This window comes from Algibacter sp. Ld11 (assembly GCF_045066735.1).
Classification (GTDB): domain Bacteria; phylum Bacteroidota; class Bacteroidia; order Flavobacteriales; family Flavobacteriaceae; genus Algibacter.
Map to the genome: position 1 here is coordinate 326,533 of NZ_JBISHH010000025.1, position 25,864 is coordinate 352,396.

Here is a 25,864-nt window from a genome sequence, read left to right on the forward strand (position 1 = left end):
ATGTTGACAGTTAAAAAAGAAATACACAGTGCCTTAAAAAAATATTTTGGATTTAATCAATTCAAAGGACTACAAGAAGATGTAGTAACAAGTATTATTTCGGGCAATCACACATTCGTGATTATGCCAACAGGTGGCGGTAAATCGCTATGTTACCAACTGCCTGCGTTAATGCAAGAAGGTACAGCAATTGTGGTATCACCATTAATTGCTTTAATGAAAAATCAAGTAGACGCTATTCGAGGGATTTCGAATGAAGAAGGCGTTGCACATGTATTAAATTCATCTCTAAATAAAACCGAAGTTAAACGCGTAAAGGAAGATATTGTAAATGGGGTAACCAAATTACTATATGTCGCTCCAGAGTCGTTAACAAAAGAGGAAAATGTTGAGTTTTTACGTACTGTAAAAATATCATTTATGGCGGTCGATGAGGCGCATTGTATAAGTGAATGGGGACACGATTTTAGACCAGAATATAGAAATTTAAGGCATATTATCGGGCGTATAGGTGATAATATTCCCATTATTGGCTTAACCGCAACCGCAACTCCTAAGGTACAAGAAGATATTATTAAAAACTTGGGTATTTCTGGCGCAACAACCTTTAAGGCTTCTTTTAATAGGCCAAATTTATTTTATGAGGTACGCTCAAAAACTAAAAATGTAGATGCCGATATTATTCGTTTTGTAAAGCAAAACGATGGTAAATCGGGAATTATATATTGCTTGAGTCGCAAGCGGGTAGAAGAGTTGGCGCAAGTTTTACAAGTAAACGGTATAGACGCTCTGCCTTATCATGCAGGTTTAGATGCCAAAACACGATCCAGCCATCAAGATAAATTCTTAATGGAAGATTGTGATGTTATTGTAGCAACCATAGCCTTTGGTATGGGAATAGATAAACCCGATGTGCGTTTTGTAATCCATCACGATATTCCAAAAAGTATAGAAAGTTACTACCAAGAAACCGGTCGTGCAGGTCGCGATGGTGGTGAAGGGCATTGCTTAGCTTATTATGCTTATAAAGATATTGAAAAGCTTGAAAAATTCATGTCAGGGAAACCTGTGGCCGAGCAAGAAATTGGGCATGCTTTACTGCAAGAAGTTGTTGCTTTCGCAGAAACTTCAATTTCTCGACGTAAATTTATTCTGCATTATTTTGGGGAAGAGTTCGACACTGAAACCGGAGAAGGTGGTGATATGGACGACAACGTTAGGCATCCTAAAAAGAAAGTGGAAGCCAAAGACGAAGTTAAAATTCTATTAGAAACTATTTCTAAAACAAACGAGAAATACAAATCTAAAGATTTGGTAAACGTTATTATCGGTAAAGAAAATGCACTTATAAATTCGCATAAAACAAACGACCAAGACTTTTTTGGAAAAGGGAAAGCACGCGATAATAAATACTGGATGGCACTTTTACGTCAAGTATTAGTATCCGGATTTCTTAAAAAAGATATTGAAACCTATGGTGTTATAAAATTAAAAGATGCTGGTCGCGATTTTATAGCAAATCCAGAATCTTTTATGATGACGGAAGATCACATTTTTGATGGCGCTCAAGAAGATGGCTCAGTGGTTACAGCAGCAAAAGGCGCAAATGCCGTTGCCGATGCCACTTTAATGCGTATGCTTAAAGATTTACGGAAAAAGAATGCCAAAAAGCTAGGCGTACCTCCATTTGTTGTTTTTCAAGACCCATCATTGGAAGATATGGCGCTTAAATACCCAGTAACCATTGCCGAGCTTGGTAATGTACATGGTGTAGGCGACGGAAAAGCTAAAAAATACGGAAAAGATTTTGTGGCGCTCATAGCGCAATATGTCGAAGATAACGATATTACGCGTCCCGATGATTTGGTCGTGAAATCTACCGGAAGCAACTCTGCAAACAAGCTATATATTATTCAAAATGTAGACCGTAAATTACCGCTAGACGATATTGCATCATCAAAAGGGATGTCTATGGGAGATTTCATTAAAGAAATGGAAGCCATTGTATACTCTGGAACTAAATTAAATATTACCTATTGGGTAGACGATATTCTCGATGAAGATCAGCAAGAGGAAATTCACGAGTATTTTATGGAGTCTAGTACCGATAGTATATCTGATGCTATTGAAGAATTTGATGGCGATTACGACGATGAAGAACTTAGATTATACCGTATAAAATTTATTAGCGAAGTAGCTAACTAAAATTTGGGCGTTACCCGAAAAGGGTCGGGCTTTCACTACTCAATCTGTTTGTTTTTTTTAGGAAAAACAAACAGGATTTCAAACATGCCGTTCAATCCCTAACGCATTTTTTGTAGATGTTTGGTTAAGTCTTTAACTTCATGTTTTATACTTGCAGAGGTAAGCTATTGGATTATATTACATTTAAAATATTTTATTATACCATTTTTTATACTTTCTATTCTTTATGTATTTCGGACTTGGGAAATTTGTAAACGCTTTGCAATAACCCGAGTTAGGATTTGTTTCTCCGTAGATATCGTAGGGAATAATTGTGTATATAGGCGCAGCCTTTTTCTTTTGTTCGTTATATGCCCATGTATAATTCATGGTTATTACTAGCTCTTCTTTCGATTTGTATCGGTGAGCATAATTAATGTCTGGTCCTTCTTTTGTATATGGAATTTCTGCCAAAATATCAACATCGGCTCTTACGCTATAGTATTCCGAGTTCCATTCACACGTTATAATTTGGGTTGATTTCACCTTCATCAAATAGATTTTTGTAGCGTATTCACCTTCATAGTTACAGCAATCGCAATAATCCAAAATATAGGGATCGGTATTTAAAAATTTACAGACTTGTTCTGCTTGTTGTAAGGTTAAATTATCCCATGCATCAGCACACAATAATCGTGGGATTATAAGTGAAAATATAATTAAGGTGTTTTTCATTTTATCTTTTGGTTAATGAGGTTATGGCAGTATTTTTTGCTATTTCGACATCGCGAAAGGAGTTAAAATTTTAGCTAGATTTTTGTTTCGAATCGTAAGGCGAAGTTATTTATTTTCAAGATACTAAGAGATGTTTAGTTAGGAAATAATAATAATATAGAAAGTCGATATATTGTGAGGCATAACCTTTAAAACAGCAAAACGTTATGATAATCATAAAACTTTAAAATTTTCTGCTAAAAATTTGGATATTAACCTTAATTAATTGAATATTTGCATTCACAAAGTTCAAAAACTTACTGAAATGTTATCAAGAAAGGTGGAGGGATAGACCCGCTGAAGCCTTAGCAACCCTTTACACTTAGTAATGAAGGTGCTAAATTCTACTTAAATTACCAATTCATTTATTGGTGTTTGGATAGATAACTAACAAGAATTGCTTTCTGCAATTTTAAAACTTCTTATAACATTTTTCTATTAAGTACACTTTTTTAAAGTGAATTTGACTTTTTACTTAATCGCACAAAGCGGCAATCAATTAACTAAAAAAATAAGAAAAATGAGTGATCACAAATTATCAACAAACGCATTACACGCAGGCCACGACGTTAAAGCAAACGGAGGAACACAAGCAGTGCCAATTTACCAAACATCATCATATGTTTTTAACGACTCAGATCATGCAGCAAACCTGTTTTCATTAAAAGAACTAGGTTTTATTTATACACGTTTAAACAACCCAACTAACCAAATTTTACAAGATCGTTTAGCGGCTGTAGAAGGTGGTGTTGGAGCCGTTGTTTTTGCTTCAGGAACAGCAGCAATTTCAACGGGGTTATTAACACTTTTAAAATCTGGAGACCATATTGTAGCGTCTAGTAGTTTATATGGTGGTACTTACAACTTGTTGAGTGTAACTTTACCTCGTTTTGGTATCACAACTACGTTTGTAGATGCTTCTAACCCAGAGAATTTTAAAGCAGCAGTGCAAGATAATACAAGAGCATTTTTTGTGGAGTCTTTAGGAAACCCAAAATTAGATGTTTTAGATTTAGAAGCTATTGCAGTACAGTCTAAAGCGGCAGGAGTTCCTTTTATTGTAGATAATACAGTGGCTACGCCAGTATTATTAAATCCTTTAAAGCACGGAGCAGATATTGTTATTCATTCTTTAACTAAATATATTGGAGGGCAAGGAACGTCTTTAGGTGGTGCTATTGTTGACGGTGGAACTTTTAATTGGGCTAACGGAAAATTCCCTGAATTTACGGAGCCTTCTGCAGGTTACCACGGATTAAAATACTACGAAACTTTAGGTGCGGCTTCTTATGTTTTTAAATTAATATTAGAAGGTTTACGTGATTTTGGTGGTGCTTTAAGTCCGTTTAACGCCTTCCAAATTATTCAAGGTTTAGAGACTTTACCAGTAAGAATTAAGCAACACAGTGCAAATGCATTAGAGATTGCTAAATGGTTAGAGGCTCAAGAGGAGATTGCTTGGGTAAACTATCCTGGTTTAGAAAGCAGTAAATACAAAACTTTAGCAGATAAATATCTTCCAAAAGGACAAAGTGGTTTAGTCACTTTTGGGCATAAAGGTGGTTTTGAAGCTGCTAAGAAAATTGCTGATAACACCAAGTTATTTTCTTTACTTGCTAATATTGGAGATACAAAGTCTTTAATTATTCACCCAGCAAGTACAACGCATCAACAATTAGATGAAACAGCACAAGAATCTGCTGGAGTGTCTAGCGATTTAGTGCGTCTATCTATTGGTCTTGAAGATATCGAAGATTTAAAAGCAGATTTAAAAGCTGCTTTTGCAACGATATAATTAGTAAAATAATACATCATCCTGCAAGGTTTTGCGATCTTGCAGGAAATAAAATAAACCTACACGATTTTAAAAATGGTGTCGGTTAAATAAAAACTTAGTCGTTTTTAAAAACATAAAGAATTGAAGCACCCATTGCAACATATTACTATTAAAAATTATCGCACTGAAAGCGATGTGCTTAATGCTGAACTTAATTTAAGTTATCAAGTGTTTGGAAAACCACTGGGTAGCGCACCTATTGTGTTAATAAATCATGCCTTAACCGGAAACAGTGATGTTGCTGGCGAAGATGGCTGGTGGTTAGATTTAGTTGGCGATGATAAAGTAATCGACACAAAACTATACAGCGTTTTAGCATTCAATATTCCTGGAAATAGTTACGACGGCTTTGTTGTTGAAAATTACAAGGATTTTATAGCACGCGATGTCGCAAAAATATTTTTGCTAGGTTTAAAGGAATTAAAAATAGGAAAGCTTTTTGCTGCTGTTGGAGGTTCTTTAGGAGGTGGAATTGCTTGGGAAATGGCGGCATTACAACCTGATTTCACCGAAAATTTGGTGGTTATTGCAACCGATTGGAAATCTACCGATTGGCTTATAGCAAACTGCCAGATTCAAGAACAGTTTTTAATAAATTCAAAAAATCCGGTGCACGATGCGCGAATGCACGCCATGTTGTGTTACCGCACTCCAGAATCTTTTAAAGAACGTTTTCATCGTTCTAAAAATGTAGATTTAGAGATTTTTAATGTAGAAAGTTGGTTGTTACATCACGGTAAAAAGTTGCAAGAACGTTTTCAGCTTTCAGCTTATAAATTAATGAATCAGTTGCTTAGAACAATTGATGTTACCAAAAACAGACCAGAAGACTTTAATGTTTTAGAAAATATTAAAGCGAATATCCATATTGTAGGTGTCGATTCCGATTTGTTTTTCACAGCTGAAGAAAATAGAGAAACACACAAACAGTTAGCATTAACCAACCCGAATGTTACGTACAACGAAATTCATTCGGTACACGGTCACGATGCGTTTTTAATGGAATACGAGCAATTAGAAAAAATTATAGAAGGCATTTTTGTGCCAGATTCAAAAAAGAAAAGAATGAAAGTATTAAAGTTTGGAGGCAAATCTTTAGGCAATGGCGAAGGATTGAGTAATGTAATTACCATTATTGAAAATAAAGTTAATAATGGCGATAAAATTTCGGTTGTCGTTTCAGCGCGTGGTAATGCTACCGATGAGTTGGAAGCTATTTTAAATCTTGCTGCAAAGGGCATAGATTATAAAGCACAACTTGAAACGTTTAAAACCTATCAAAAAGAGCCTTTAAAAACTATTGATTTTACTGAAGAGTTTACTCTTCTTGATAAATTATTTGAAGGTGTTAGTTTACTTGGAGATTACAGCGGAAAGATTAAGGATACTATTTTAGCACAAGGCGAATTATTATCTATTAAAATGGTTGCAGCTTTATTGAATGAAAAAGGTATAAAGTCTAATGCGGTAGATTCTAGAACACTAATAAAAACGGATGAGAACTTCGGAAATGCAATTCCTATTGCTAAATTATCTAAAGATAACGTCACTGCTTTTTTCAAAGCACATAAAGATGCTGTAAATGTAATTACAGGTTTTATTGCTTCAAACTTAAAAGAAGAAACAACGACTTTAGGTAGAAATGGAAGTAATTACACAGCAGCGTTAATTGCAAATTATTTAGATGCTGAAGAGTTACAAAATTATACACACGTAAACGGTATTTACACAGCAAACCCAGATTTGGTTGCCGATGCTCAAAAAATTAGAGAATTATCGTTTAGTGAAGCGAATGAGTTAGCTAACTTTGGAACCACTATTTTGCATGCCAAAACCATCATTCCTTTAGTTGAAAAAAATATTAACTTACGTATTTTAAATACCTTTAATCCAGAAGATGAAGGCACCTTAATTACCGCAAAACCAAGTGCTAAAGAAGTGACATCGCTTTCTGTTCTAGATAACGTAGCACTTTTAAACCTTGAGGGGCGTGGATTATTGGGTAAAAGTGGTGTAGATGCTCGAATTTTTAGAGCGCTAAGTATCCATGATATTAGTGTTAGCATCATTTCTCAAGGATCGTCAGAGCGTGGTATAGGGTTGATAATTAATGCAAACCAAGCTACGCAAGCGGTAATTGCTTTAGAGCGTGAGTTTGAAAACGATTTCTATTCTCAGGATGTAAATAAAATTGATGTTGTGGACGATGTGTCTGTAATCTCAATTATTGGTATCGAATTGAGTTCGTTCCACAAACCATTTAATGCGCTAATCAAAAACCAGATTACGCCGTTGTTATTTAACAATACGGTTACCGGAAGAAATATAAGTTTAGTGCTTAAAAAATCGCAATTACATAAAGCTATGAACGTGATTCATGGTGAGATTTTCGGAATTTCTAAAAAGATAAACATTGCCATTTTTGGACACGGAGGTGTTGGAGGCGCTTTGATTAATCAGATTTTAAAATCCAGAAGCGATATTGAAAAACGTAAAGCGATTAACTTAAATGTGTTTGCTATTGCGAATTCTAAAAAACAACTTTTAAGTAAAAATGGTGTTGATGCTAATTGGGAGGATGCTATTAAAACGGTAGAAACAGAAAGTTCTATTGAGGATATTATTGCTTTTGCAAAAACAAATCATTTAGAAAATTTAATTGCAGTGGATAATACGGCGAGTCCAAGTTTTTATGAAAACTACATCCCTTTAATAGAGGCTGGTTTCGATTTGGTATCTTCTAATAAAATTGCAAACACCATTTCTCATAAATTTTATAAAGATTTACGTGTTCAGTTAAAAGAAAATAAGAAACAATATTTATATGAAACTACGGTTGGCGCAGGTTTACCGTTAATTGATACTATTAAGTTATTGCACGAGTCTGGTGAGAATATTACTAGAATTCGTGGGGTGTTCTCGGGAACGTTGAGTTATTTATTCAATAATTTTTCTGTTGAAAATAAACCGTTTAGTGAAATTATTCAGGAAACTATCGACAAAGGCTTTACAGAACCTGATCCTAGAGAAGATTTTTCAGGAAATGATGTGGCTAGAAAGTTATTAATTCTAGCGAGAGAGTTAGATTTGCATAATGAATTTGAAGATGTTTCGGTACAGAATTTAATTCCAGAAGCGTATCAAAATATATCTGTGGAATCGTTTTTAGGACAATTAGATGTTTTAAATGAACAATATCAAGCTATAAAGGATAAACAAGAGCCAGGGCATGTATTGCGTTATATTGGTGATTTATCGGGAGATTTATCTCAAGATAAAGGCGTTTTGGAAGTGAAGCTCGTATCTATACCAAATGATAGTACTTTAGGGCAAATAAAAGGTTCGGATGCTATTTTTGAAATATTTACTGAGAGTTACGGGGAACAGCCTATCGTGATTCAAGGAGCAGGTGCTGGAGCTGAGGTTACAGCACGTGGTGTATTTGGTGATATTTTACGATTATCTAAGCATATTAATTAGGTTTGTTTTTTCATTTCTGCGAAGGCGGAAATTTCAGATTTGTTAGGTTTTTAAAATCTAATAGGTCTTTGGAAGAAAACCAAAACCCTGTCGGTTTTAAAACAAACCATAGCAGGTAAGTGCATTAGGGATTGATGCGGCATCCTTTTTTGTTTTTCTCAAAAAAGATATAGCGGAAAGCCCGACCCGATAGGGGAATGCCCAAATAAAAATATTAAAAATAAATCTTTGAGGGTTTTTTACCTTTATTGAATAGTGAAAATACAATGAGCGAGAAGAAAAAACATTTTGAAACAGAAGCGATACGCACACAGAGTGAAAATACACAATTTTCGGAGCATTCGGTACCTTTGTACTTAACGTCCGGATTTGTGTTTGAAGATTCTGAGGAGATGCGCGCGTCTTTTGCGGAAGAGAAACAACGCGATTTATATAGTAGATATAGCAATCCTAATGTAAACGAATTTGTAGATAAGGTTTGTAAAATGGAAGGTGCAGAGGCTGGTTTTGCTTTTGCAAGTGGTATGGCTGCTGTGTTTTCTACATTTGCAACGTTGTTGGATGCTGGAGACCATGTGGTGTCTTGCAGTTCTGTTTTTGGTGCTACGCATGGTTTGTTTACTAAGTATTTTCCGAAATGGAATATTGAATGTTCATATTTCAATATCAATGAAGTTGAAACCATAGAAAGTTTAATACAGCCAAATACGAAGTTTATTTATGCTGAAACACCTACAAACCCGGGTGTTGATGTGTTGGATTTAGAGCTTTTAAGTGCTATTTGTAAAAAGCATAATTTACTGCTTGTTATAGATAACTGCTTTGCGACGCCGTATTTACAGCAACCTATAAAATTTGGTGCAGATTTGGTTATTCATTCTGCTACTAAACTAATGGATGGACAAGGGCGTGTGTTAGGTGGCGTAACGGTTGGTAAAAAAGAATTGATTCGAGAAATTTATTTATTTTCTAGATTAACAGGACCGTCTATGAGTCCGTTTAATGCTTGGGTATTATCTAAATCTTTAGAAACTTTAGCGATTAGAGTTGAAAGACATTGTGAAAATGCATTAAAATTGGCTACATTCTTAGAAGCACACCCTAAAGTAAAATGGGTGAAATATCCGTTTTTAAAGTCGCATCCTAAATATGACATTGCTAAAAAGCAAATGAAAATGGGAGGAAGTATTGTGGCTTTTGAAGTTGAAGGTGGTATAGAAGGTGGAAAGTCGTTTTTTGATAGTATAAAAATGTGTTCGTTATCTGCTAATTTAGGAGATACTAGAACTATTGTAACACACCCAGCAAGTACAACGCATGCTAAAGTTGAAGCGTCTGTAAAAGCAGCTGCAGGTATTACTGATGGTATGGTGCGTTGTTCTTTAGGTTTAGAACATATTGATGATATTATTGCCGATATAGAGCAGGCTCTTGATTAAATTTTACATATAGTTTACTGAATAGCCATTGTTTTTTAGTTTCTCATAATTTAAGGTGGTATTTTTATAAAAATTATTTAGATCATGAAATTATTAAATATTGTTTGTGCGTTTTTAGTATTAACTGTTGCCTTTAATTGCAGTTCAAGCGAATCTGGAGGAGAAGAGCAGGTTGATCTCTTAGATGTATCTGCAGTTTCTGAGTTTTCAGCAAGTGGAGAAACGAACTCAATAGCAGTAACGGCTAATTTGTATTGGTACACAGCTAATAATAATGATTGGATAACTTTGTCTCCTACAAGTGGGACTAATAATGGTTCTATCAATGTCTCTGTAACGGCAAACCCTAACAACACTTCTCGTACAGGTATTGTAAGCGTTATTGGAGGTGATATTTCAAGAAATATAACAATTACTCAGGCGGCCAAGGCTGCAAGTACTGGGATTCTAGATGCGAGCGCAGCACCATCTGAAAATTTTGATTTATCTACATGGAACTTAAGTATCCCGGAAAATAAAGGAAATGGTACCGCTTTGACTATAACTGTTGCTGAAATAAATGCAGATTACGAAAATGGCACCTATTTTTATACTGCTACAGATGGTGGTATGGTTTTTAAATGCCCTATAGCTGGTTTTAAAACGTCTGTAAATACAAGTTATACGCGTGTTGAATTACGTGAAATGCTACGAGGTATTAATACAAGTATTAGTACGCAAGGTGTAAATAAGAATAATTGGGTTTTTGGATCTGCTCCAACAGCAGATAAAACGAATGCTGCAAGTTTTGATGGAGAGATGAGTGCTACAGCTTCTGTAAACCATGTAACAACAACGGGAAGTGATAGCCAAGTTGGCCGTGTTATTGTGGGACAAATTCATGCCAATGATGATGAGCCTATTCGTCTTTATTATAGAAAATTAAAAGATAATGCTTTGGGATCTATATATTTTGCTCACGAACCTAGGGATGGATATGGTAGTGAACAATGGTATGATTTAATTGGCTCTAGAAGCAGTAGTGCTTCTAACCCAAGTGATGGTATTGCATTAGATGAAAAATTCTCTTATAATATAAAAGTAGTAAGTAATGCTTTAACGGTTACTATTTCTAGAGAAGGAAAGGAAGATATTGTAAAGACTATTGATATGGCTAATAGTGGTTATGATGTTGGTGGACAGTATATGTATTTTAAGGCAGGTGTTTATAATCAAAATAATACTGGAGATGCAGATGATTATGTACAGGCTACTTTTTATTCACTTGAAAAAAGCCATACCAGTAATTAATATCGCTAGGGTACAAAGGATTTAAGTTTTTTTCGATTGATTTTTTACTTTCGTTTTTTTTTTATAAACTAAGTATATTAGAGACAAGCATATTATAAATGCGAGAATGTAATAATATGTATTGTCCGAATTATTTTTAAAGTCTACTGCATCTGTGTTACCGATTATATAAAAACTTCCCCAATAAAATGGGTTGGTGTAAAAGGCTTCTGTATTAGCCAGGTATTTTAATTTAGCTTGTTGGAGTGCTTTGGGCTTATTCATGCCTTTTTTTAGGTTTGAATAAAAGCATTTCATTAATTCAGGCGTGCTTTTATCATGTACTTCCCATTTGCTTAATAGTAAACTTTTGGCTCCTGCATATTGAAAAGCATTTCCTAAACTCATTATGCCTTCTCCGTTAGCAATTTCGCCTATACCAGTATTACAAGCACTTAGTACAACAAGATCTGCAGGAATATCCAAAGCAAAAAGTTCGTGATTATATAAAATATCGTCTTCTATGGTGTCGTTACTTTTTGTGAAGAATAATTTAGAGTTTTCGGGTTTTTTATTATCAACGTCACCATGTAGGGCTAAATGTAAAATACTGTAATTTTTTACATTTTGTTTAAAGGTAGATTCTACGGCATTAGCTCCATAATAATAGTGACCATCTATAATTTTAGATATCATGTCAATTTCTTTTCTCGCACCAGGTAAATCTTCTTTAATATCGCTAGTAAGAGAGGTGTTCTTTTTACTAGATTTTTTAGAGTTAGGAGCGTTTGAATATGAAAAGGCGAGACACTCTTTTAAGGTTTTAGATTCTGAAGCGTTTTTTATTATAGGATTGAATAATAAATCTGCCGAATTGGAATAAGAAATGGCATACTTTTTTAATAAATAGGGGAGTTCTCTACTGTTTTGATTGTTGTTATTTGTGAGTAATAAATCAAAATTTAAATACCATAATATATCATCTGGGATAATTATTAATTCATCACCTATCAGTTTTTCATCTAGGGGTTTAATAAGTTCTTGATATAAAATTGATGCTATTTCTTTATAAGCATTTAAATTTTCGGAAGTAATTGATGAATTAAAGTGTTCAATTTTTTTATCTAATTCAGAAATTGTTAATTCTTTTATTGAAATATCATTTTTTGAAATTGTAAAGGCATAGATTTTACTTTCAGTAGAGAAAAACTCTAATACCGTTGTTCTATTATTTATTTTATCTTGAATATCATTAACGGAAAAGGACTCTGTTTTATGCTTTAATTGATAATATTTTGGATAGTCCTTTTTAAGTCGTTTTATTAAAGAATCCTTTTTTTGATTAATAGTAAATAATTCGTTTTCAAAGTTCTTAATTTTATCTGTATCTAAAATGTTTTCAGATTGTTCTGCGACAATTTGTGATTGATAATATGCTATATCTGATTTGATGCTTTTTTCAAAATCTATGAGTTCACTTGGTAGGTTTGAGAAGTTTTTAGCATTAGTATCATTAAGTAAATCTTTTAAAGTATTAGATCTGCTTTTTTCAGTAAAGTGCCATGCGTTTATTAAATGTTTGCTTTCTGCTGTGTTTTTATATTGTAATACATGTGTAGCAATAGCATCGGCATAAATTGCTTTTGCTTGTTCTGCTAAAACTAATTTATCTTGGTGGTTATTTATAGATTCGCGGATATAGTCTATAACATGATCTGCTTGATAGTATAGTGTTGCACTTCGTTCTAGCAGCTCGTTATCTTTAGTTTGAATAGATTTTAGCTGTAATGTTTGTGCTTTTTTATATATCGTTTTTAATAATAATTGGTGATCAAAATAATTGTTAAGATTAAAGAGCTCTTTATCATTTACCTTTTTAGAGTTCGAAATAAGAGCGCTATCTAAATGTTTTAAAGCAATTTTGTAGTTTTCTTTTTTATAATGTGTAATGCCTATATTGTAGTGAAAATTTGAAGTTAGTAAATGTGTGGCTCCATATATTTCTTGAGTTAATTTTAGTCCTTTTTGATTATAATTTAAAGCTTCATTATAAAATTCATATTTATACTTAAGCTCTCCTAACAGTTTTAGGGAATATGCTGTTTCAAGATGATTACCTAATTTTTCATGAATGTTTATTCCTTTTTTAGAATACTTTAGAGCTGTAAGGTATTCTCCTTTAGAAGCATATAGCGAGCCAATATTGTCATACAGTTTTGCTATTTTATCTTGGTTTTTATCTAAAGTAGCTTTGTAATACTCTAAAGATTTGTTTAAATATATTAAAGCATCATCATAGGCGCCTAGCATTCTATATGTGTTGCCAATATTCATGTAAATTAAAGAGAGTAAAGAAACATCTTCTTTAAAGTGCTCCAGGGTTATTGCTAAACTTTTTTGGTAGTAATTTAAAGCCTTATTTAATTCTCCCTGAGATTTTAGTATGTTTCCGGTATTGTTGTAAACACCTAAAATCCCTTTATAATAATCATTTTTAACAAAATAGGGTAAAGATTTTTGGTAATACATCATAGCCTTATCATCTTGCATAAGATCAAAATAAATAAGCCCGATATTAATGTAACTAAAGCCAATATTAATATGGTCTTCTTCTAATGATTTTATATCAATATTTAAGCTTTTTTCTAGGTATTTTAGTGAGGTGTGTAAGTCTCCTAGATTATAATAACAGAGGCCTATATTATTGTATTTATTTCCTATAACTTCATCGGTCTCTTTATGTGCCTTCAATGAAACCGTTAATGCTTCTTCAAAAAAACTTAAAGCCGTTTTGTAGTTAGATTGAATAAAATTTAATCGTCCTAAACCCGAAAGCGATATCGAAATACTCTCATGGTTTGTTGATAGCTTTTCTTTTTTAAGCTTTAAACTTTTCTCGTAAAATTTTTGAGCGTTATTATAATCTAAAGATTCCTCGTAGCAATAGCCTAATTTATAATAACAATCTGCTATTTTTTTGAAAGTACCTGTTTTTTTATATACAGTAAGGGCTTCATTAAATAAGAGAACAGATTTATTAAAATCTCTTTTCTTTAAAAGTGAATCCGCTGTTTTGTAATTTATAGAAGCAGCTAAGGTATCAGCTTTTTTTTGAGCATAAAAATTAGGTGTAAAAAGAAAACTAACTAAGATCCAAAAGAAAAATAGATGCTTATTCATCATGATAAGTATTGAAAACGTTAAAAATATTTGTTACTAGATATTTTTACTTTTCACTCTCTTAGTTTCAATTCTTCAGTTTTGTTTTTAGGTAATTCTACAAATTTTTTGGCAGTTTCTATATCGCCTTGTTCAAGGTAAATAAGGCCCTTATACCAATTTGCTACTTTAGATTTTTTTCCTGTATGGTATTTAGAAAGTGTGTCTAATGTTTTTAGAGCAATATCAGATTCTTCTTTTTTATAAAAAGATAAGGCTCTAAGCAGTAAAACATCTTCATAATAAATAGTGTCCGCTTTATAATCACTAAGTAAGTTAATGGTAGATTGGTAATTCATGTCACTATAAGTATTGTAAGCAATACTAACGAGGCTTTTTAAAGAATCTTTTTTAGTACTACGGATGGTATTAAAATCTAAACCAATTTTTTTACTCCAAGAACTAGCAATTAGTTTATTTAAGTTGGGTTCTTGAAATGTAGAATTAAGTTGCCAAATAAAAAATGTTATAACAAAACCTGCCGCAATAGCAGCAATCCATTTCCATGGTGTTTTTTTTGTCGCTATTGTTGTTTCCTTATCGTTTAATAGGGGCTTCCATTTTTCTGTTCTTGTCTGTTTATCTTTATCTGGATAAGTCGTGTTTACTATATCGTTGGCTGCCTTAAAAGCTTCACATCTTTCGCGAAATTTTATATCGAGCAATATTCTTTTTTCAAATTCCTTTAACTCTTCGTGAGATAGGTCTAAGTCGAAAAAACGTGTAATTAAGTCTAAATCTTTTTCTGGAATCATTATTAAGAATTATTTTTTTTCAAGTTAATTAAAGCTTCAGTAACTTTTTTAACTAGTCTTTTTTTACAATTATATTTTGCTTGTACTAAAGCTTGGTAATTATTATACCCCATTTCTTGCTGTAAATCTTTTAATTTTATATTGTTATCAAGCTCTGCCTCAATAAGTTTTTTGCATTTATCACATAACTCATTAATGGCAATAGATAAGGCCTTGTGCTTTAGTGAAATATCGTTTTCTAAATCTATTTTTTCCTGCTCTGTTACCAAAATATCATTCTTAGATTTATTGAGGTTGTGTGCATTATTATCTACTAAAATAACAGAGTTCCATGGCTGTCTTTTTTTATGTAGCCATGCGTTTCGACACATCATATAAATATAGGCTATACTATTAAGAGGTAGTTCTTCTTGTTTAATAACAAAGCGTTCCCAAAATTTATGCATAGATGTTATAAAAACGTCTTGCGCATCGTCTCTTGAGTTAGTGAGAGCGGTTAGTTTGGGTAATAGTTTTTTGAAAGTATCTTCAAAAAATCTATTAAAAGGAAATTCATGTCCATTAACGGCGCTATCAATTATTTTTTTGATATTAATTTCTGTCATAGGGAACCACAATGATACTAAAAATAAAGATATCTGCCTTTCTGAATTTCTTTCAGTTCTGAGGGGAAATAAAAAAAACTTGTTATTATTTTTTTAATCTACATCATATACGTGGGAAGCCATGCTAACAGCCTTTTCTTCTTTTTAATAAAATCATGTGCTATAAAAATGGTTTCTCAAAAAAAGCGGTAGCCGAAAAGCTTATATGAATAGAGTAGGCATCTAAATAAATTTTAAAATGAAAAAATTATCAGATTTTAAAGAAAACAAAGTAGAGTTAAAAAATATTGATGGAGGTAAACATTGGCCTACTATGTCTTTTTCTGCTATAAACGCATACCCTGGTGGTACTTCTACTCCTGGAAACTACATATCTACTATTGGTACAGATATAAATGGAAGTTATGTTTGGACTGATTATGAGCCAGGGCAATTTGCAGCAGCACCTAGATAAAAACTTGCAATTTGTTTATTAAAAGTATTTTGAATTAAAAATTTGAGTTCTTTTATGATCATGTTTTTGTGTTTTATAAATGCTCATTAAATAATAATATATAAAAAATAAGATGAAAAATTTAAATGATTTCAGTGACTTTCAATTACAAGCTAAAGTAACAAGAACCGTTTTAGGAGGCAATGGAGATAATGGAATTACTAACGGAAATTGTACGTTAGATCCTTTTGGGCAGCACATTAAGGATAAACTTGGTTTATAATAATTAAAAGCGGTAGCCGAAAAGCTTATAAAAAATAGAGTAGGTATATAATTAAATTTTTTTATGAAAAAATTATCAAATTTTAAAGACAAAAAAGTAGATTTAAAAGAAATTCAGGGAGGAATTGGAGGCACTCCTATTTTGGTGCTCTCTGGAACATTTGTTCCATTACGTCCACCAGGTCATCCAGAAGGTATTGGTCCAGAAAGTTGTGTTCTTAATTGCGATGCGTATATGTCGCCAGTATAATTGTTTAAGCGGTAGCCGAAAAGCTTATATGAATAGAGTAATATTTAATACTATAATCAGTACCGTTTCTTACTGCTAATTATTGTGTTAAGATTCGATTATTGATTCAATAAATTTATTTTAAGTTAACAATTTTTAATATTAAAAATGCTCAACCCTTAATAAGGTTGAGCATATTTCTACATATGATTTTACTACTAACAAATAGTGAACATGATACCACACCAGAAAAAGTAATGGATTGGTTATCATATTATAAACAAGACTTTAAAAGGCTTCATGCTGAAAACTATTCTAATTGGGATTTTAAAAATATAAAAAAAGTAAGTACAGTTTGGTCATGGCGCTGGAGTTTGGTTAAAGGCCTTCCTCCAACAACTGTTGTTGATAATGAAAAAAATATGATTACTTTAAATCATAATATTACAGATGAAAATAAAATGTTATCTCAATATTTTATGTATTTGCTTAAATCTAAAAATTGGCTATCTCAACCCAGTTCTATTGATGTTAATAAATTAATTGTTTTAGATGAAGCAAAAGCTGTGGGGTTTAATATTCCTGAATATCAAATTATAACTAGTAAAAAGCAACTTATAAATTTCAAAGAAAAACACGGTAGAGTAATAACAAAAAGCTTGGGGAATACATTTCCTTTATCGAGTAGAGCCTGCTTTACTATGTTTTATACAAAAGAAGTTACTAATATAGAGGCTATTCCTTCTACATTTCCAAGTTCATTTATTCAAAAATTTATTCCCAAAATACTCGAAATTAGAACTTTTTATTTCAATAAGGAAATTTTCTCGATGGCTATAATGACGCCTAATTCAGAGGTGGATCATAGAAAGTATAGTAAAGATTTACGGAAGGTACCATATCAACTTACAAGGGAAGTTGAAGATAAAATTCACCTTTTAATGGAAACCTTAAATTTAGAAACGGGCTCTCTAGATTTTATGTTAGGGCAAGATAATCTTATCTATTTTCTAGAGGTTAATCCTGTAGGTCAATTTTCTATGGTATCAGAACCTTGTAATTACTTTTTAGAAAAAAAAGTAGCATTACACTTAAAAACATTACATGAAAAAAAACATTAAACAAGGGGTAGAAAATTTGCCTTTATTATATCAGCTTTCTGAAGCTAAAGAAATTGGAGGTGGTACACCTATTCAACCAATTATTCCAAGGCGACCAAATCGAGTTATAAAAATGGAGGTTTATGAGTCTGTTAAAACACTTACAGGCAGTGCTCCAAAACCAATAAGTAAAAGCTTTAATTTTTTTTAATGAAATATTTTTTAATTTTTTCGAACTGCACGCTAACTATAGGTGCAACTAGAACCGTGATAAGTGATTTACAAGAAAATAAACTTTTTTTTATACCCAATGAATTATATGATATTCTAATTGAGCTAAAAAAAACACCTCTAATTCAGGTTAAAAATAAATTAGATCTAGAGACCCAAGAAACGCTTATGGAATACATAAACTATTTTATTGACGAGGGTATAGGTTTTTATACAAGTTCTCCTGATAGTTTTCCAGATTTTCCTTTAGAATATGATACATCAGAAGTTATTAATAATGCGATAATTGATTTAGATGAAAAATCGGATTATGATATTAAAAAAGTAATTAATAATCTTACAGATGTTCAATGTAAATATTTAGAAGTTAGAGCTTACACTACTTTAAGCTTAGGGCAAATGGAGGACATTATAGAGTATTGTTTTAAAGGCTACTTTAAAAATGTTGATTTCATAGCTCAGTTTTCTAATGAAGAAAATTATGTAGAGCAGGTTAAAACTTTAGTATTAAATTCTCCTTTAATAGGTCGCGTTCTATTGCATAGCGCTCCAAGTGATTATGAAGACGATTTTATAAAACAAACTAAAGCTGTAATTCTAAATAATACCTGTTGTGGTGTTGTTAATCAAGGCTATTTTGTGTCTACAATAGCTGTTTTTACAGAAGCTCAAAATCATAATACTTGTCTAAATAAGAAAATTTCGATTGATGTTAACGGGAACATTAAAAACTGCCCAAGTATGTCTAAAAGTTTTGGAAATATTGAAAACACATCTTTTTTAAATGCTTTAAAGATTAAAGATTTTAAAAAATATTGGAATGTTTCTAAAGACGAAATCGAGGTTTGTAAAGACTGCGAATTCAGATATATCTGTACAGATTGTAGAGCTTATACAGAAGACCCAAATAACGATTTCTCTAAGCCTTTAAAATGCGGATATAGTCCTTATACAAACGAGTGGGAAGATTGGAGTACAAACCCATTAAAAGTAGAAGCAATAGAGCATTATGCTATGCCTTATCTTAATAATAAATAAAGAACAACTTTTCTTGCTATTAAATAGTTGTAATTTATTTCTTATTGGAAGAGGAGAAAAGGATGCTACGATTTGAAGTGCGAATTTTTTATAATTACTAAAATTTTAAAGAAAATGTGTTATTATTTTTTTTAAAGGTATCTAAGTATATAGAAGGCTATGTTGTAAAGTTAATTTTGTTTTGACATTAGCTTTTAAAAGCAGAAGTAACCGCAAGGTTCATATAAGCAGACATTAATGTTTTAATAAGTTTAATATTTTGAAATTAGCGATTACACTAATTTTTAATCAAAGTGAAAAATATAGTTAAAGGGAGTATTGAAGATAATGTTATAACTAATTCGTAGAATATATAAACAAGTTAAACTAATAACAAGTAAAAGCGTAAACCGAAAAGCTTATTTATAATAGAGTAGGTATTTTATAAAATTTTAGATTATGAAAAAACTATCGAATTTTAAAAATAGTAAGATAGATTTAGAACAAATCCAAGGAGGGAAAGTTTCGCCTTCATCATATTATCTAGTATGGCATGCTCCAGGAGGAGCAAGTACTCCAGGTAATTGGGTAGAATATGGCCGTTATGATTATCCAAGTCTAAGTTCAATAGAAACATGTGGATGTCAGTAGCTGGTAATAGTTAAGAATAGATAATATCCGCTATGGCCATCTACGAGAAAACTATTTATGGTTATTAATTTCAATAACTTTAAATTAAAGTGATAAAATAACCCAATTCTTTCTAGAATTGGGTTGTTTTATTAAAAAATAGAGAATTTCATACAATACCAGAAATGCGAGAGTTATAGCAAAACCCCATTAAAAGTAGAAGCTATAAAAAGTTATGGCATGTCTCATCTAATCAATACAAATGATTAAAAAGTTTCCTTTTTATAAACAGCTCGATTTTAAAGATTGTGGTGCCACTTGTTTAAAAATAATAGCAAAGCATTATAATAAAATAATACCGATACAAGAGTTACGTACCTTAAGTGAAACTACTAGGTCAGGAAGTAGTTTGTCAGGATTAAGTGATGCGGCAGAAAGTATAGGGTTTAGAACACTTGGTGTAAAAATTACTTCGAAGCAATTAGAAGAAGCACCGCTACCTTGTATTTTGCATTGGAATAAAAACCATTATGTTGTTTTATATGAAATAAAAAATGGCATATATCACATATCAGATCCGGCTCATGGATTGCTTAAATATAACCTACCCGACCTTTTAGAGCATTGGATTGGTAATAACGCGAGCTCAGAAACCGAAGAAGGTATTGTTTTATTATTAGAAACAACACCTAATTTAAAAGAGTATACTACAACAACTAAAGAGGCGGATAAGGATTTTAGTTTTTCGTTTATATCAAAATATGTATTAAAATATAAACAGTTTTTATGGCAATTAGTTATAGGGTTAATTGCGGCGAGTTTACTTCAGCTTGTTTTTCCGTTTTTAACGCAAAGTGTTGTCGATGTTGGTATAAAAAATCAAGATGTACACTTTATATATCTTATTTTATTTGCCCAATTAGCTTTGTTTATTGGGCGCACAGCTATTGAGGTTGTTAGAAGCTGGATTCTATTACACTTAAGTGCAAGAATAAATATATCGCTGGTTTCAGATTTTTTTGTAAAACTGATGAATTTGCCAATAGCCTTTTTCGATACGAGAATGACGGGCGATATTTTACAACGTATAAACGACCATAAGCGTATAGAAAGTATTTTAACAACATCGTCGTTAAACGTGCTCTTTTCTATGGTGAATCTTGTTATTTTTAGTATTGTTTTGGCATACTATAGTTTACAGGTTTTTGGTGTGTTTTTATTAGGAAGTTTTTTTTATTTCGTATGGATTATTATTTTCTTAAAAAAGCGTAGAGATTTAGATTACAAGCGTTTTTCTCAAGTAAGTCAAGAACAAAGTAAAGTTATTGAGCTTATAAATGGGATGCAGGAAATAAAACTGCATAATGCTGAAAAACAAAAACGATGGGGTTGGGAGTTTTTACAAGCTAAACTATTTAAAGTTTCCATAGAGGGGTTAGCACTCGAGCAATACCAAACGGTGGGTTCTGGTTTTATAAATGAAGTAAAAAATATTTTAATTACCGTACTCTCTGCTAAATTAGTAATCGATGGTGATATTACCTTAGGGATGATGTTGGCTATTACATATATAGTAGGGCAGTTAAACTCGCCAATAGCGCAACTTATAGGTTTTATTAGAGAAGTGCAAGATGCTAAAATATCGTTAGAGCGCTTGGCAGAAATTCATAATAAAGAAGATGAAGAGCAGCAAGGTGCTAATAAAATAACAGACCTTTCTCAAGATGCAGATTTAAGCCTCGAAAAGGTTTACTTTAGTTATACAGGGTCAGATCAAATGGTTTTAAAAAATCTCGATTTAACTATTCCTTCTAATAAAATTACAGCTATTGTCGGCACTAGTGGTAGTGGTAAAACCACCTTAATGAAATTGCTCTTAAAATTTTACGAACCTAATGCTGGAAATATAAAACTTGGTAATTACAATTTACAGCATGTATCTCAAAAAGCATGGAGAAGGCAATCTGGTGTAGTGATGCAAGAAGGCTATATTTTTAGCGATACTATTGCTAATAATATTGCAGTTGGCGAAGATTATATAAATAAAAATAAGTTGGCACATGCAGTAGATGTTGCCAATATTAAAGAGTTTATAGAAATCTTACCATTATCGTACAATACTAAAATAGGCATGGAAGGTGTGGGGCTAAGTACAGGACAAAAACAACGTTTACTTATTGCAAGAGCGGTTTATAAAAACCCTGATTTCTTATTTTTTGATGAAGCAACCTCGGCTTTAGATGCAAACAATGAAAAAGTGATTATGGAAAAGCTGAATACTTTTTTTGAAAATAAAACAGTAGTTGTTATTGCGCACAGATTGAGTACTGTAAAAAATGCAGACCAAATTGTTGTTTTAGATCAAGGCAAAATAGTGGAAGTTGGTAATCACGAAACCTTAGTGAAGCAAAAAGGAAATTATTATAATTTGGTTAAAAACCAATTAGAATTAGGGAAATAGCATGTCAGACAAACTAGAAGACATAGATTTAAGGAGCGAAGAGGTACAAGAAATACTTAGCAAAGTACCACATTGGATGATACGTTGGGGCAATGTATTGTTCCTCATATTAATAATATTAGTGTTGTTATTATCTTGGTTTGTAAAATACCCAGATATCATTGCATCAGAAGCTTTAATTACAACTAAAACACCACCGCAAAAAGAATATGCTAAAATTACTGGGAAGTTAGAAGCTCTTTTAATAAAAGACAATCAAGAGGTGAGTAGTGGGCAGCGTTTGGCTATACTAGAAAATACGGCTAATTATAAAGATGTATTTAAGCTCAAATCGATTATAGATACTATAACTTTAAATAGACAATATTTTAAGTTTCCTATAGATAGTTTACCTCTTTTGTTTTTAGGGAATATTGAATCTCAATATGCTTTATTTGAAAATAGCTATATACAGTATCAATTAAATAAAGAATTAAAACCTTATTCTAATGAGGCCATAGCAAATAGATATTCTATTTCAGAATTAAATAGAAGATTACGGAGTCTTCAGTCTCAAAAAGAAATTAATAAAACGGAATTAGACTTTAAAAAGAAGGATTTACAGCGGTTTGTATCATTGTTTGATAAAGGTATTATTTCGGCTCAAGACTTCGAAAATAAACAACTGGAAGCAGCTCAGGCAGAACGTAATTATAAGAATTTTGAATCTTCAATATCTCAAATTAGAGAAGGGATAAGTAACGCAAACCAAACTTCTAAAGGCACTGAAATTAATAGGGTGAAAGAAGAAATGGTATTACTTAAAAATGTTATTCAATCTTTTAATCAATTAAAAAAAGCAGTTAGAGATTGGGAGTATCAGTACGTTTTACAATCTAATATTGAAGGTAAGGTTTCGTTTCTAAATTTTTGGAATTCTAATCAAACCGTTAATCAGGGCGATTTGGTTTTTACAATAATTCCTAGTGAAAACTCTTCGTTTATAGCTAAGTTAAAAGCACCTGGTCAAAATTCTGGAAAAATTAAAATTGGTCAAAAAGTGAATTTGAAAATAGAAAACTATCCTGATACAGAGTTTGGTGTGCTTAACGGAATTGTTAAAAATGTTTCAATAGTACCAGATGTAAACGGTTTATATATTATAGATGTAGAGTTACCCAAAGTACTAGTTACGTCTTACGGTAAAACAATAGATTTTAAACAAGAAATGCGCGGTTCTGCTGAAATTATCACCGAAGATTTACGCTTAATTGAGCGTTTTTTCTATCAGTTTAAAGAGGCTTTAAGACGGTAAATAATTAGAGTAGTAGTTTTTCATATATAAATTGAAGCATTTTATTTTAGCACTTTATAAAAACCAGAGGTCACTAATTATAAAATTTCTTCAAAATAATTATATTAGCAAAGTGTTTTAAATAACTATATTTACCACATGCTATCTAAAAAAACTAAATACGGATTAAAAGCTCTCACTTTTATTGCAAGACATGAAAGCGAATTACCAGTTCCTGTAGGTGAAATTGCTAAAGGAGAAAACATACCTCAGAAATTTTTAGAAGGTATTTTATTAACTTTAAGGAAGGCTGGCGTTTTAGGGTCTAAAAAAGGGAAACATGGTGGCTATTATTTAAGGCAGCCGGCTACGGAAATTAAAATGACAGAAGTAATGCGGGTTCTTGAAGGTCCAATTGCTATGGTGCCCTGCGTAAGTCTTAACTTCTATGAAAAATGTGACGATTGTCCCGACGAACATCAATGTAGCGTGCATAAACTTATGATTATGATACGTGATAACACGTTAAAAGTGCTTCGAGATAATACTTTAGCAGATTTAGCAAATATCAAATCCTGATAAAATTACGAGGAATTTTTGGTTTTCTATAAATTTTCTTCAGTTTAACCCGAAAATATTCCATTATCCTAAAAAATTCTTAAAAGCTATTTGTAATGTACAAAAATGTATTACATTTGTAACTCCTACTAAAACGGTAGGATTAATATAAGATTAAGAAAATGATAGCGCAAATGTTATTAAAAAATAAAGAAAAGTCCACTTACCAAGAAGATGCTGTTGGTGAAAAACCAATTAGAAGTGTGGCAAAAGCTTTGAGCTGGAGACTTATTGGAACGTTAGATACTTTAATAGTTTCTTATTTTTTAACAGGTGAACTATCGGTAGCAGCATCTATTGCTTCTGTCGATTTTATAACAAAAATGGTATTATACTTTTTTCACGAGCGTATTTGGAATTCAGTTAAATGGGGGAAATAATGATAAGTCAGTCAGAATTAGATACATTAAATGAAGCTTTTAAAAATGCTTCACCATCAGAAATAATTGCTAAAGCCTTTGAGTTAAGTAACGAGGCTGTAGTTACTACAAATTTTAGACCTTACGAGGCAGCTATTTTGCATGCTGTAAATACAGTAAAAGCGAAAACGGCTGTAGTTTGGTGCGATACAGGTTACAATACACCACAAACATATAAGCATGCCGAGCAAGTAATAAAAGACTTGGATTTAAATGTGTTTTTATATGTGCCAAAGCAAACATCGTCACATAGAGATGTTGTTTTAGGAATTCCTAGTGTAGATGCTCCAGAGCATGCTTTGTTTACAGAACAAGTAAAGTTAGAGCCTTTTGCAAGAGCTATGGCAGAGCATAAACCAAAAGTATGGTTTACAAATTTACGCCAAGGCCAAACAGCATTTAGAGATAGCATTGGTATTTTTAGTGTAAGTAAAACTGGAGTTTTAAAAGTAAGTCCGTTTTATTTTTGGAGCGATGAAAAATTAGACACCTATTTGGAAGAGAATAACCTGCCAAACGAGTTTAAATATTTCGATCCAACAAAGGCGTTATCCAATAGAGAATGTGGTTTACACGGATAGAAGGTTGAATATTACAGATAGTAAATAAGAAATAAAGAATATATTCCGCGAAAGCGAAATAACAAACAAGATTATGAATAAAGACACATCAAATATAAATTCGTTAGAAAACGAGGCTATATACATTATGAGAGAAGTGGCAGCACAATTTGAAAAACCTGTGTTGTTATTTTCTGGAGGAAAAGATTCTATTACTTTGGTTAGATTGGCTGTTAAAGCTTTTTACCCAGCAAAAATCCCTTTCCCTTTAATGCATATAGACACGGGGCACAATTTCCCTGAAACTATTGAATTTAGAGATCGTTTATGTAAAGAATTAGGCTTAGAGCTAATTGTACGTAACGTTCAAGATTCTATTGATGAAGGAAAAGTGAAAGAAGAATCTGGTCGTTATGCAAGTAGAAATATGTTGCAAACTACTACGCTTCTTGATGCTATAGAAGAATTTAAGTTTGATGCTTGTATTGGTGGTGCGCGTCGTGATGAAGAAAAAGCAAGAGCTAAAGAACGTATTTTTTCTGTTCGTGACGATTTTGGTCAATGGGATGAAAAAAACCAACGTCCGGAGTTATTTGATATGTTGAATGGAGATATAGAGCACGGACAAAACGTACGTGTATTTCCAATTTCTAACTGGACAGAATTAGATGTTTGGTCTTATATAGAAAAAGAAAATATTGAGATTCCTTCAATATATTTTGCTCACAAACGTAAAGTATTCTTAAGAGATGGCATGATTTGGTCTGCTGAAGACGATGTGGTTTACAGAGATGAGAGCGAAGAAGTTATTGAAAAAATGGTGCGTTTTAGAACGGTAGGAGATATGAGCTGTACTGCAGCTGTATATTCAGATGCAGTATCTATTTCGAAAGTAGTAGAAGAAATTAGAGACTCTTCTATTTCGGAACGTGGAGCTAGAATCGATGATAAGCGTTCTGAAGGCGCCATGGAAAAACGTAAACAACAAGGGTATTTCTAGAATACCAATTTTGTTATTTCCGCGAAGGCGGAAATCTTTTAAAATGAAT

Annotated in this window: 22 protein-coding genes and 1 riboswitch; of the genes, 18 read left to right on the forward strand and 4 right to left on the reverse strand. The window is 32.2% G+C overall.

Features of this window, described 5'->3' with window-relative positions:
• Positions 1-2,205 carry a RecQ family ATP-dependent DNA helicase gene (locus ACJJV4_RS15075; RefSeq protein ID WP_405295913.1) on the forward strand — a complete coding sequence of 735 codons (2,205 nt, stop codon included), beginning with the start codon at positions 1-3 and terminating at the stop codon, positions 2,203-2,205.
• 183 nt (positions 2,206-2,388) lie between these two features.
• Here ACJJV4_RS15075 and ACJJV4_RS15080 read toward each other — a convergent pair whose 3' ends face one another.
• Complete coding sequence (locus ACJJV4_RS15080) at positions 2,389-2,919, reverse strand: hypothetical protein (RefSeq protein ID WP_405295915.1); 531 nt, start codon at positions 2,917-2,919, stop codon at positions 2,389-2,391.
• A 304-nt stretch (positions 2,920-3,223) separates the two neighbouring features.
• Positions 3,224-3,348: riboswitch (SAM riboswitch) on the forward strand.
• Positions 3,349-3,478: 130 nt separating this feature from the next.
• Here ACJJV4_RS15080 and ACJJV4_RS15085 point away from each other — a divergent pair.
• The 4 genes from ACJJV4_RS15085 to ACJJV4_RS15100 all read left to right on the forward strand — a co-directional run bounded on the left by ACJJV4_RS15085 (position 3,479) and on the right by ACJJV4_RS15100 (position 11,004).
• Positions 3,479-4,753 carry an O-acetylhomoserine aminocarboxypropyltransferase/cysteine synthase family protein gene (locus ACJJV4_RS15085; RefSeq protein ID WP_405295917.1) on the forward strand — a complete coding sequence of 425 codons (1,275 nt, stop codon included), beginning with the start codon at positions 3,479-3,481 and terminating at the stop codon, positions 4,751-4,753.
• A gap of 123 nt (positions 4,754-4,876) precedes the next feature.
• The gene (gene thrA / locus ACJJV4_RS15090; protein ID WP_405295919.1) at positions 4,877-8,275 is read left to right on the forward strand and encodes a bifunctional aspartate kinase/homoserine dehydrogenase I; all 3,399 of its coding nucleotides are present in this window, start codon (positions 4,877-4,879) and stop codon (positions 8,273-8,275) included.
• A 266-nt stretch (positions 8,276-8,541) separates the two neighbouring features.
• Positions 8,542-9,714 carry a trans-sulfuration enzyme family protein gene (locus ACJJV4_RS15095; protein WP_405295921.1) on the forward strand — a complete coding sequence of 391 codons (1,173 nt, stop codon included), beginning with the start codon at positions 8,542-8,544 and terminating at the stop codon, positions 9,712-9,714.
• 84 nt (positions 9,715-9,798) lie between these two features.
• Positions 9,799-11,004 (forward strand): polysaccharide lyase family 7 protein, encoded by a 1,206-nt coding sequence (locus ACJJV4_RS15100; protein ID WP_405295923.1) that lies wholly within the window; start codon positions 9,799-9,801, stop codon positions 11,002-11,004.
• Positions 11,005-11,025: 21 nt separating this feature from the next.
• On the opposite strand, the gene ACJJV4_RS15105 is transcribed toward ACJJV4_RS15100, so the two are convergent.
• Genes ACJJV4_RS15105 through ACJJV4_RS15115 form a run of 3 tightly spaced genes read right to left on the reverse strand, consistent with a single transcriptional unit; the run spans position 11,026 to position 15,562 of the window.
• The gene (locus ACJJV4_RS15105) at positions 11,026-14,166 is read right to left on the reverse strand and encodes a CHAT domain-containing protein (RefSeq protein ID WP_405295925.1); all 3,141 of its coding nucleotides are present in this window, start codon (positions 14,164-14,166) and stop codon (positions 11,026-11,028) included.
• A gap of 50 nt (positions 14,167-14,216) precedes the next feature.
• Complete coding sequence (locus ACJJV4_RS15110) at positions 14,217-14,957, reverse strand: tetratricopeptide repeat protein (RefSeq protein WP_405295927.1); 741 nt, start codon at positions 14,955-14,957, stop codon at positions 14,217-14,219.
• A 2-nt stretch (positions 14,958-14,959) separates the two neighbouring features.
• Positions 14,960-15,562 (reverse strand): hypothetical protein, encoded by a 603-nt coding sequence (locus ACJJV4_RS15115; protein ID WP_405295929.1) that lies wholly within the window; start codon positions 15,560-15,562, stop codon positions 14,960-14,962.
• A gap of 238 nt (positions 15,563-15,800) precedes the next feature.
• Here ACJJV4_RS15115 and ACJJV4_RS15120 point away from each other — a divergent pair, with 238 nt between their 5' ends.
• From ACJJV4_RS15120 to cysD, 13 genes are all read left to right on the forward strand, one after another.
• A complete protein-coding gene (locus tag ACJJV4_RS15120) occupies positions 15,801-16,016 on the forward strand; it encodes a hypothetical protein (RefSeq protein WP_405295931.1) in 216 nt (71 codons plus the stop codon).
• Positions 16,017-16,128: 112 nt separating this feature from the next.
• Positions 16,129-16,278: a hypothetical protein gene (locus tag ACJJV4_RS15125; protein ID WP_405295933.1), complete on the forward strand. Its 150-nt coding sequence runs from the start codon at positions 16,129-16,131 to the stop codon at positions 16,276-16,278.
• Positions 16,279-16,341: 63 nt separating this feature from the next.
• Positions 16,342-16,527: a hypothetical protein gene (locus ACJJV4_RS15130; protein WP_405295935.1), complete on the forward strand. Its 186-nt coding sequence runs from the start codon at positions 16,342-16,344 to the stop codon at positions 16,525-16,527.
• Positions 16,528-16,712: 185 nt separating this feature from the next.
• A complete protein-coding gene (locus tag ACJJV4_RS15135; protein ID WP_405295937.1) occupies positions 16,713-17,627 on the forward strand; it encodes a hypothetical protein in 915 nt (304 codons plus the stop codon).
• Positions 17,611-17,817, forward strand: a complete 207-nt coding sequence (locus ACJJV4_RS15140) for a hypothetical protein (protein ID WP_405295939.1) — start codon at positions 17,611-17,613, stop codon at positions 17,815-17,817. The genes ACJJV4_RS15135 and ACJJV4_RS15140 overlap by 17 nt, the downstream gene beginning before the upstream one ends.
• On the forward strand, positions 17,817-18,875 hold the full coding sequence (gene gwsS, locus ACJJV4_RS15145) for a grasp-with-spasm system SPASM domain peptide maturase (protein ID WP_405295941.1): 1,059 nt from the start codon (positions 17,817-17,819) through the stop codon (positions 18,873-18,875). The genes ACJJV4_RS15140 and gwsS overlap by 1 nt, the downstream gene beginning before the upstream one ends.
• Before the next feature lie 438 nt (positions 18,876-19,313).
• Entirely contained in the window at positions 19,314-19,505 is a 192-nt protein-coding gene (locus tag ACJJV4_RS15150; protein WP_405295942.1) for a hypothetical protein, read from the forward strand.
• A 244-nt stretch (positions 19,506-19,749) separates the two neighbouring features.
• Positions 19,750-21,945, forward strand: a complete 2,196-nt coding sequence (locus tag ACJJV4_RS15155) for a peptidase domain-containing ABC transporter (protein WP_405296549.1) — start codon at positions 19,750-19,752, stop codon at positions 21,943-21,945.
• 1 nt (position 21,946) lies between these two features.
• Entirely contained in the window at positions 21,947-23,239 is a 1,293-nt protein-coding gene (locus tag ACJJV4_RS15160) for an HlyD family secretion protein (protein WP_405295944.1), read from the forward strand.
• 138 nt (positions 23,240-23,377) lie between these two features.
• Positions 23,378-23,797: an RrF2 family transcriptional regulator gene (locus ACJJV4_RS15165; protein ID WP_405295946.1), complete on the forward strand. Its 420-nt coding sequence runs from the start codon at positions 23,378-23,380 to the stop codon at positions 23,795-23,797.
• 161 nt (positions 23,798-23,958) lie between these two features.
• A complete protein-coding gene (locus tag ACJJV4_RS15170; protein WP_042497199.1) occupies positions 23,959-24,216 on the forward strand; it encodes a DUF2061 domain-containing protein in 258 nt (85 codons plus the stop codon).
• Positions 24,216-24,836: a phosphoadenosine phosphosulfate reductase family protein gene (locus tag ACJJV4_RS15175; RefSeq protein WP_405295949.1), complete on the forward strand. Its 621-nt coding sequence runs from the start codon at positions 24,216-24,218 to the stop codon at positions 24,834-24,836. Before ACJJV4_RS15170 ends, ACJJV4_RS15175 begins: the two co-directional genes overlap by 1 nt.
• A gap of 73 nt (positions 24,837-24,909) precedes the next feature.
• Positions 24,910-25,815: a sulfate adenylyltransferase subunit CysD gene (gene cysD, locus ACJJV4_RS15180; RefSeq protein WP_405295951.1), complete on the forward strand. Its 906-nt coding sequence runs from the start codon at positions 24,910-24,912 to the stop codon at positions 25,813-25,815.
• Positions 25,816-25,864 lie beyond the last annotated feature (49 nt).

What these genes read in the sequence shown, in the direction of transcription:
- ACJJV4_RS15075 (WP_405295913.1), top strand. Translation starts at nt 1, where the DNA reads ATGTTGACAGTTAAAAAAGAAATACACAGTGCCTTAAAAAAATATTTT.
- ACJJV4_RS15080 (WP_405295915.1), bottom strand. Translation starts at nt 2,919, where the DNA reads ATGAAAAACACCTTAATTATATTTTCACTTATAATCCCACGATTATTG.
- ACJJV4_RS15085 (WP_405295917.1), top strand. Translation starts at nt 3,479, where the DNA reads ATGAGTGATCACAAATTATCAACAAACGCATTACACGCAGGCCACGAC.
- ACJJV4_RS15095 (WP_405295921.1), top strand. Translation starts at nt 8,542, where the DNA reads ATGAGCGAGAAGAAAAAACATTTTGAAACAGAAGCGATACGCACACAG.
- ACJJV4_RS15100 (WP_405295923.1), top strand. Translation starts at nt 9,799, where the DNA reads ATGAAATTATTAAATATTGTTTGTGCGTTTTTAGTATTAACTGTTGCC.
- ACJJV4_RS15105 (WP_405295925.1), bottom strand. Translation starts at nt 14,166, where the DNA reads ATGATGAATAAGCATCTATTTTTCTTTTGGATCTTAGTTAGTTTTCTT.
- ACJJV4_RS15110 (WP_405295927.1), bottom strand. Translation starts at nt 14,957, where the DNA reads ATGATTCCAGAAAAAGATTTAGACTTAATTACACGTTTTTTCGACTTA.
- ACJJV4_RS15115 (WP_405295929.1), bottom strand. Translation starts at nt 15,562, where the DNA reads ATGACAGAAATTAATATCAAAAAAATAATTGATAGCGCCGTTAATGGA.
- ACJJV4_RS15120 (WP_405295931.1), top strand. Translation starts at nt 15,801, where the DNA reads ATGAAAAAATTATCAGATTTTAAAGAAAACAAAGTAGAGTTAAAAAAT.
- ACJJV4_RS15125 (WP_405295933.1), top strand. Translation starts at nt 16,129, where the DNA reads ATGAAAAATTTAAATGATTTCAGTGACTTTCAATTACAAGCTAAAGTA.
- ACJJV4_RS15130 (WP_405295935.1), top strand. Translation starts at nt 16,342, where the DNA reads ATGAAAAAATTATCAAATTTTAAAGACAAAAAAGTAGATTTAAAAGAA.
- ACJJV4_RS15135 (WP_405295937.1), top strand. Translation starts at nt 16,713, where the DNA reads ATGATTTTACTACTAACAAATAGTGAACATGATACCACACCAGAAAAA.
- ACJJV4_RS15140 (WP_405295939.1), top strand. Translation starts at nt 17,611, where the DNA reads ATGAAAAAAAACATTAAACAAGGGGTAGAAAATTTGCCTTTATTATAT.
- gwsS (WP_405295941.1), top strand. Translation starts at nt 17,817, where the DNA reads ATGAAATATTTTTTAATTTTTTCGAACTGCACGCTAACTATAGGTGCA.
- ACJJV4_RS15150 (WP_405295942.1), top strand. Translation starts at nt 19,314, where the DNA reads ATGAAAAAACTATCGAATTTTAAAAATAGTAAGATAGATTTAGAACAA.
- ACJJV4_RS15160 (WP_405295944.1), top strand. Translation starts at nt 21,947, where the DNA reads ATGTCAGACAAACTAGAAGACATAGATTTAAGGAGCGAAGAGGTACAA.
- ACJJV4_RS15165 (WP_405295946.1), top strand. Translation starts at nt 23,378, where the DNA reads ATGCTATCTAAAAAAACTAAATACGGATTAAAAGCTCTCACTTTTATT.
- ACJJV4_RS15170 (WP_042497199.1), top strand. Translation starts at nt 23,959, where the DNA reads ATGATAGCGCAAATGTTATTAAAAAATAAAGAAAAGTCCACTTACCAA.
- ACJJV4_RS15175 (WP_405295949.1), top strand. Translation starts at nt 24,216, where the DNA reads ATGATAAGTCAGTCAGAATTAGATACATTAAATGAAGCTTTTAAAAAT.
- cysD (WP_405295951.1), top strand. Translation starts at nt 24,910, where the DNA reads ATGAATAAAGACACATCAAATATAAATTCGTTAGAAAACGAGGCTATA.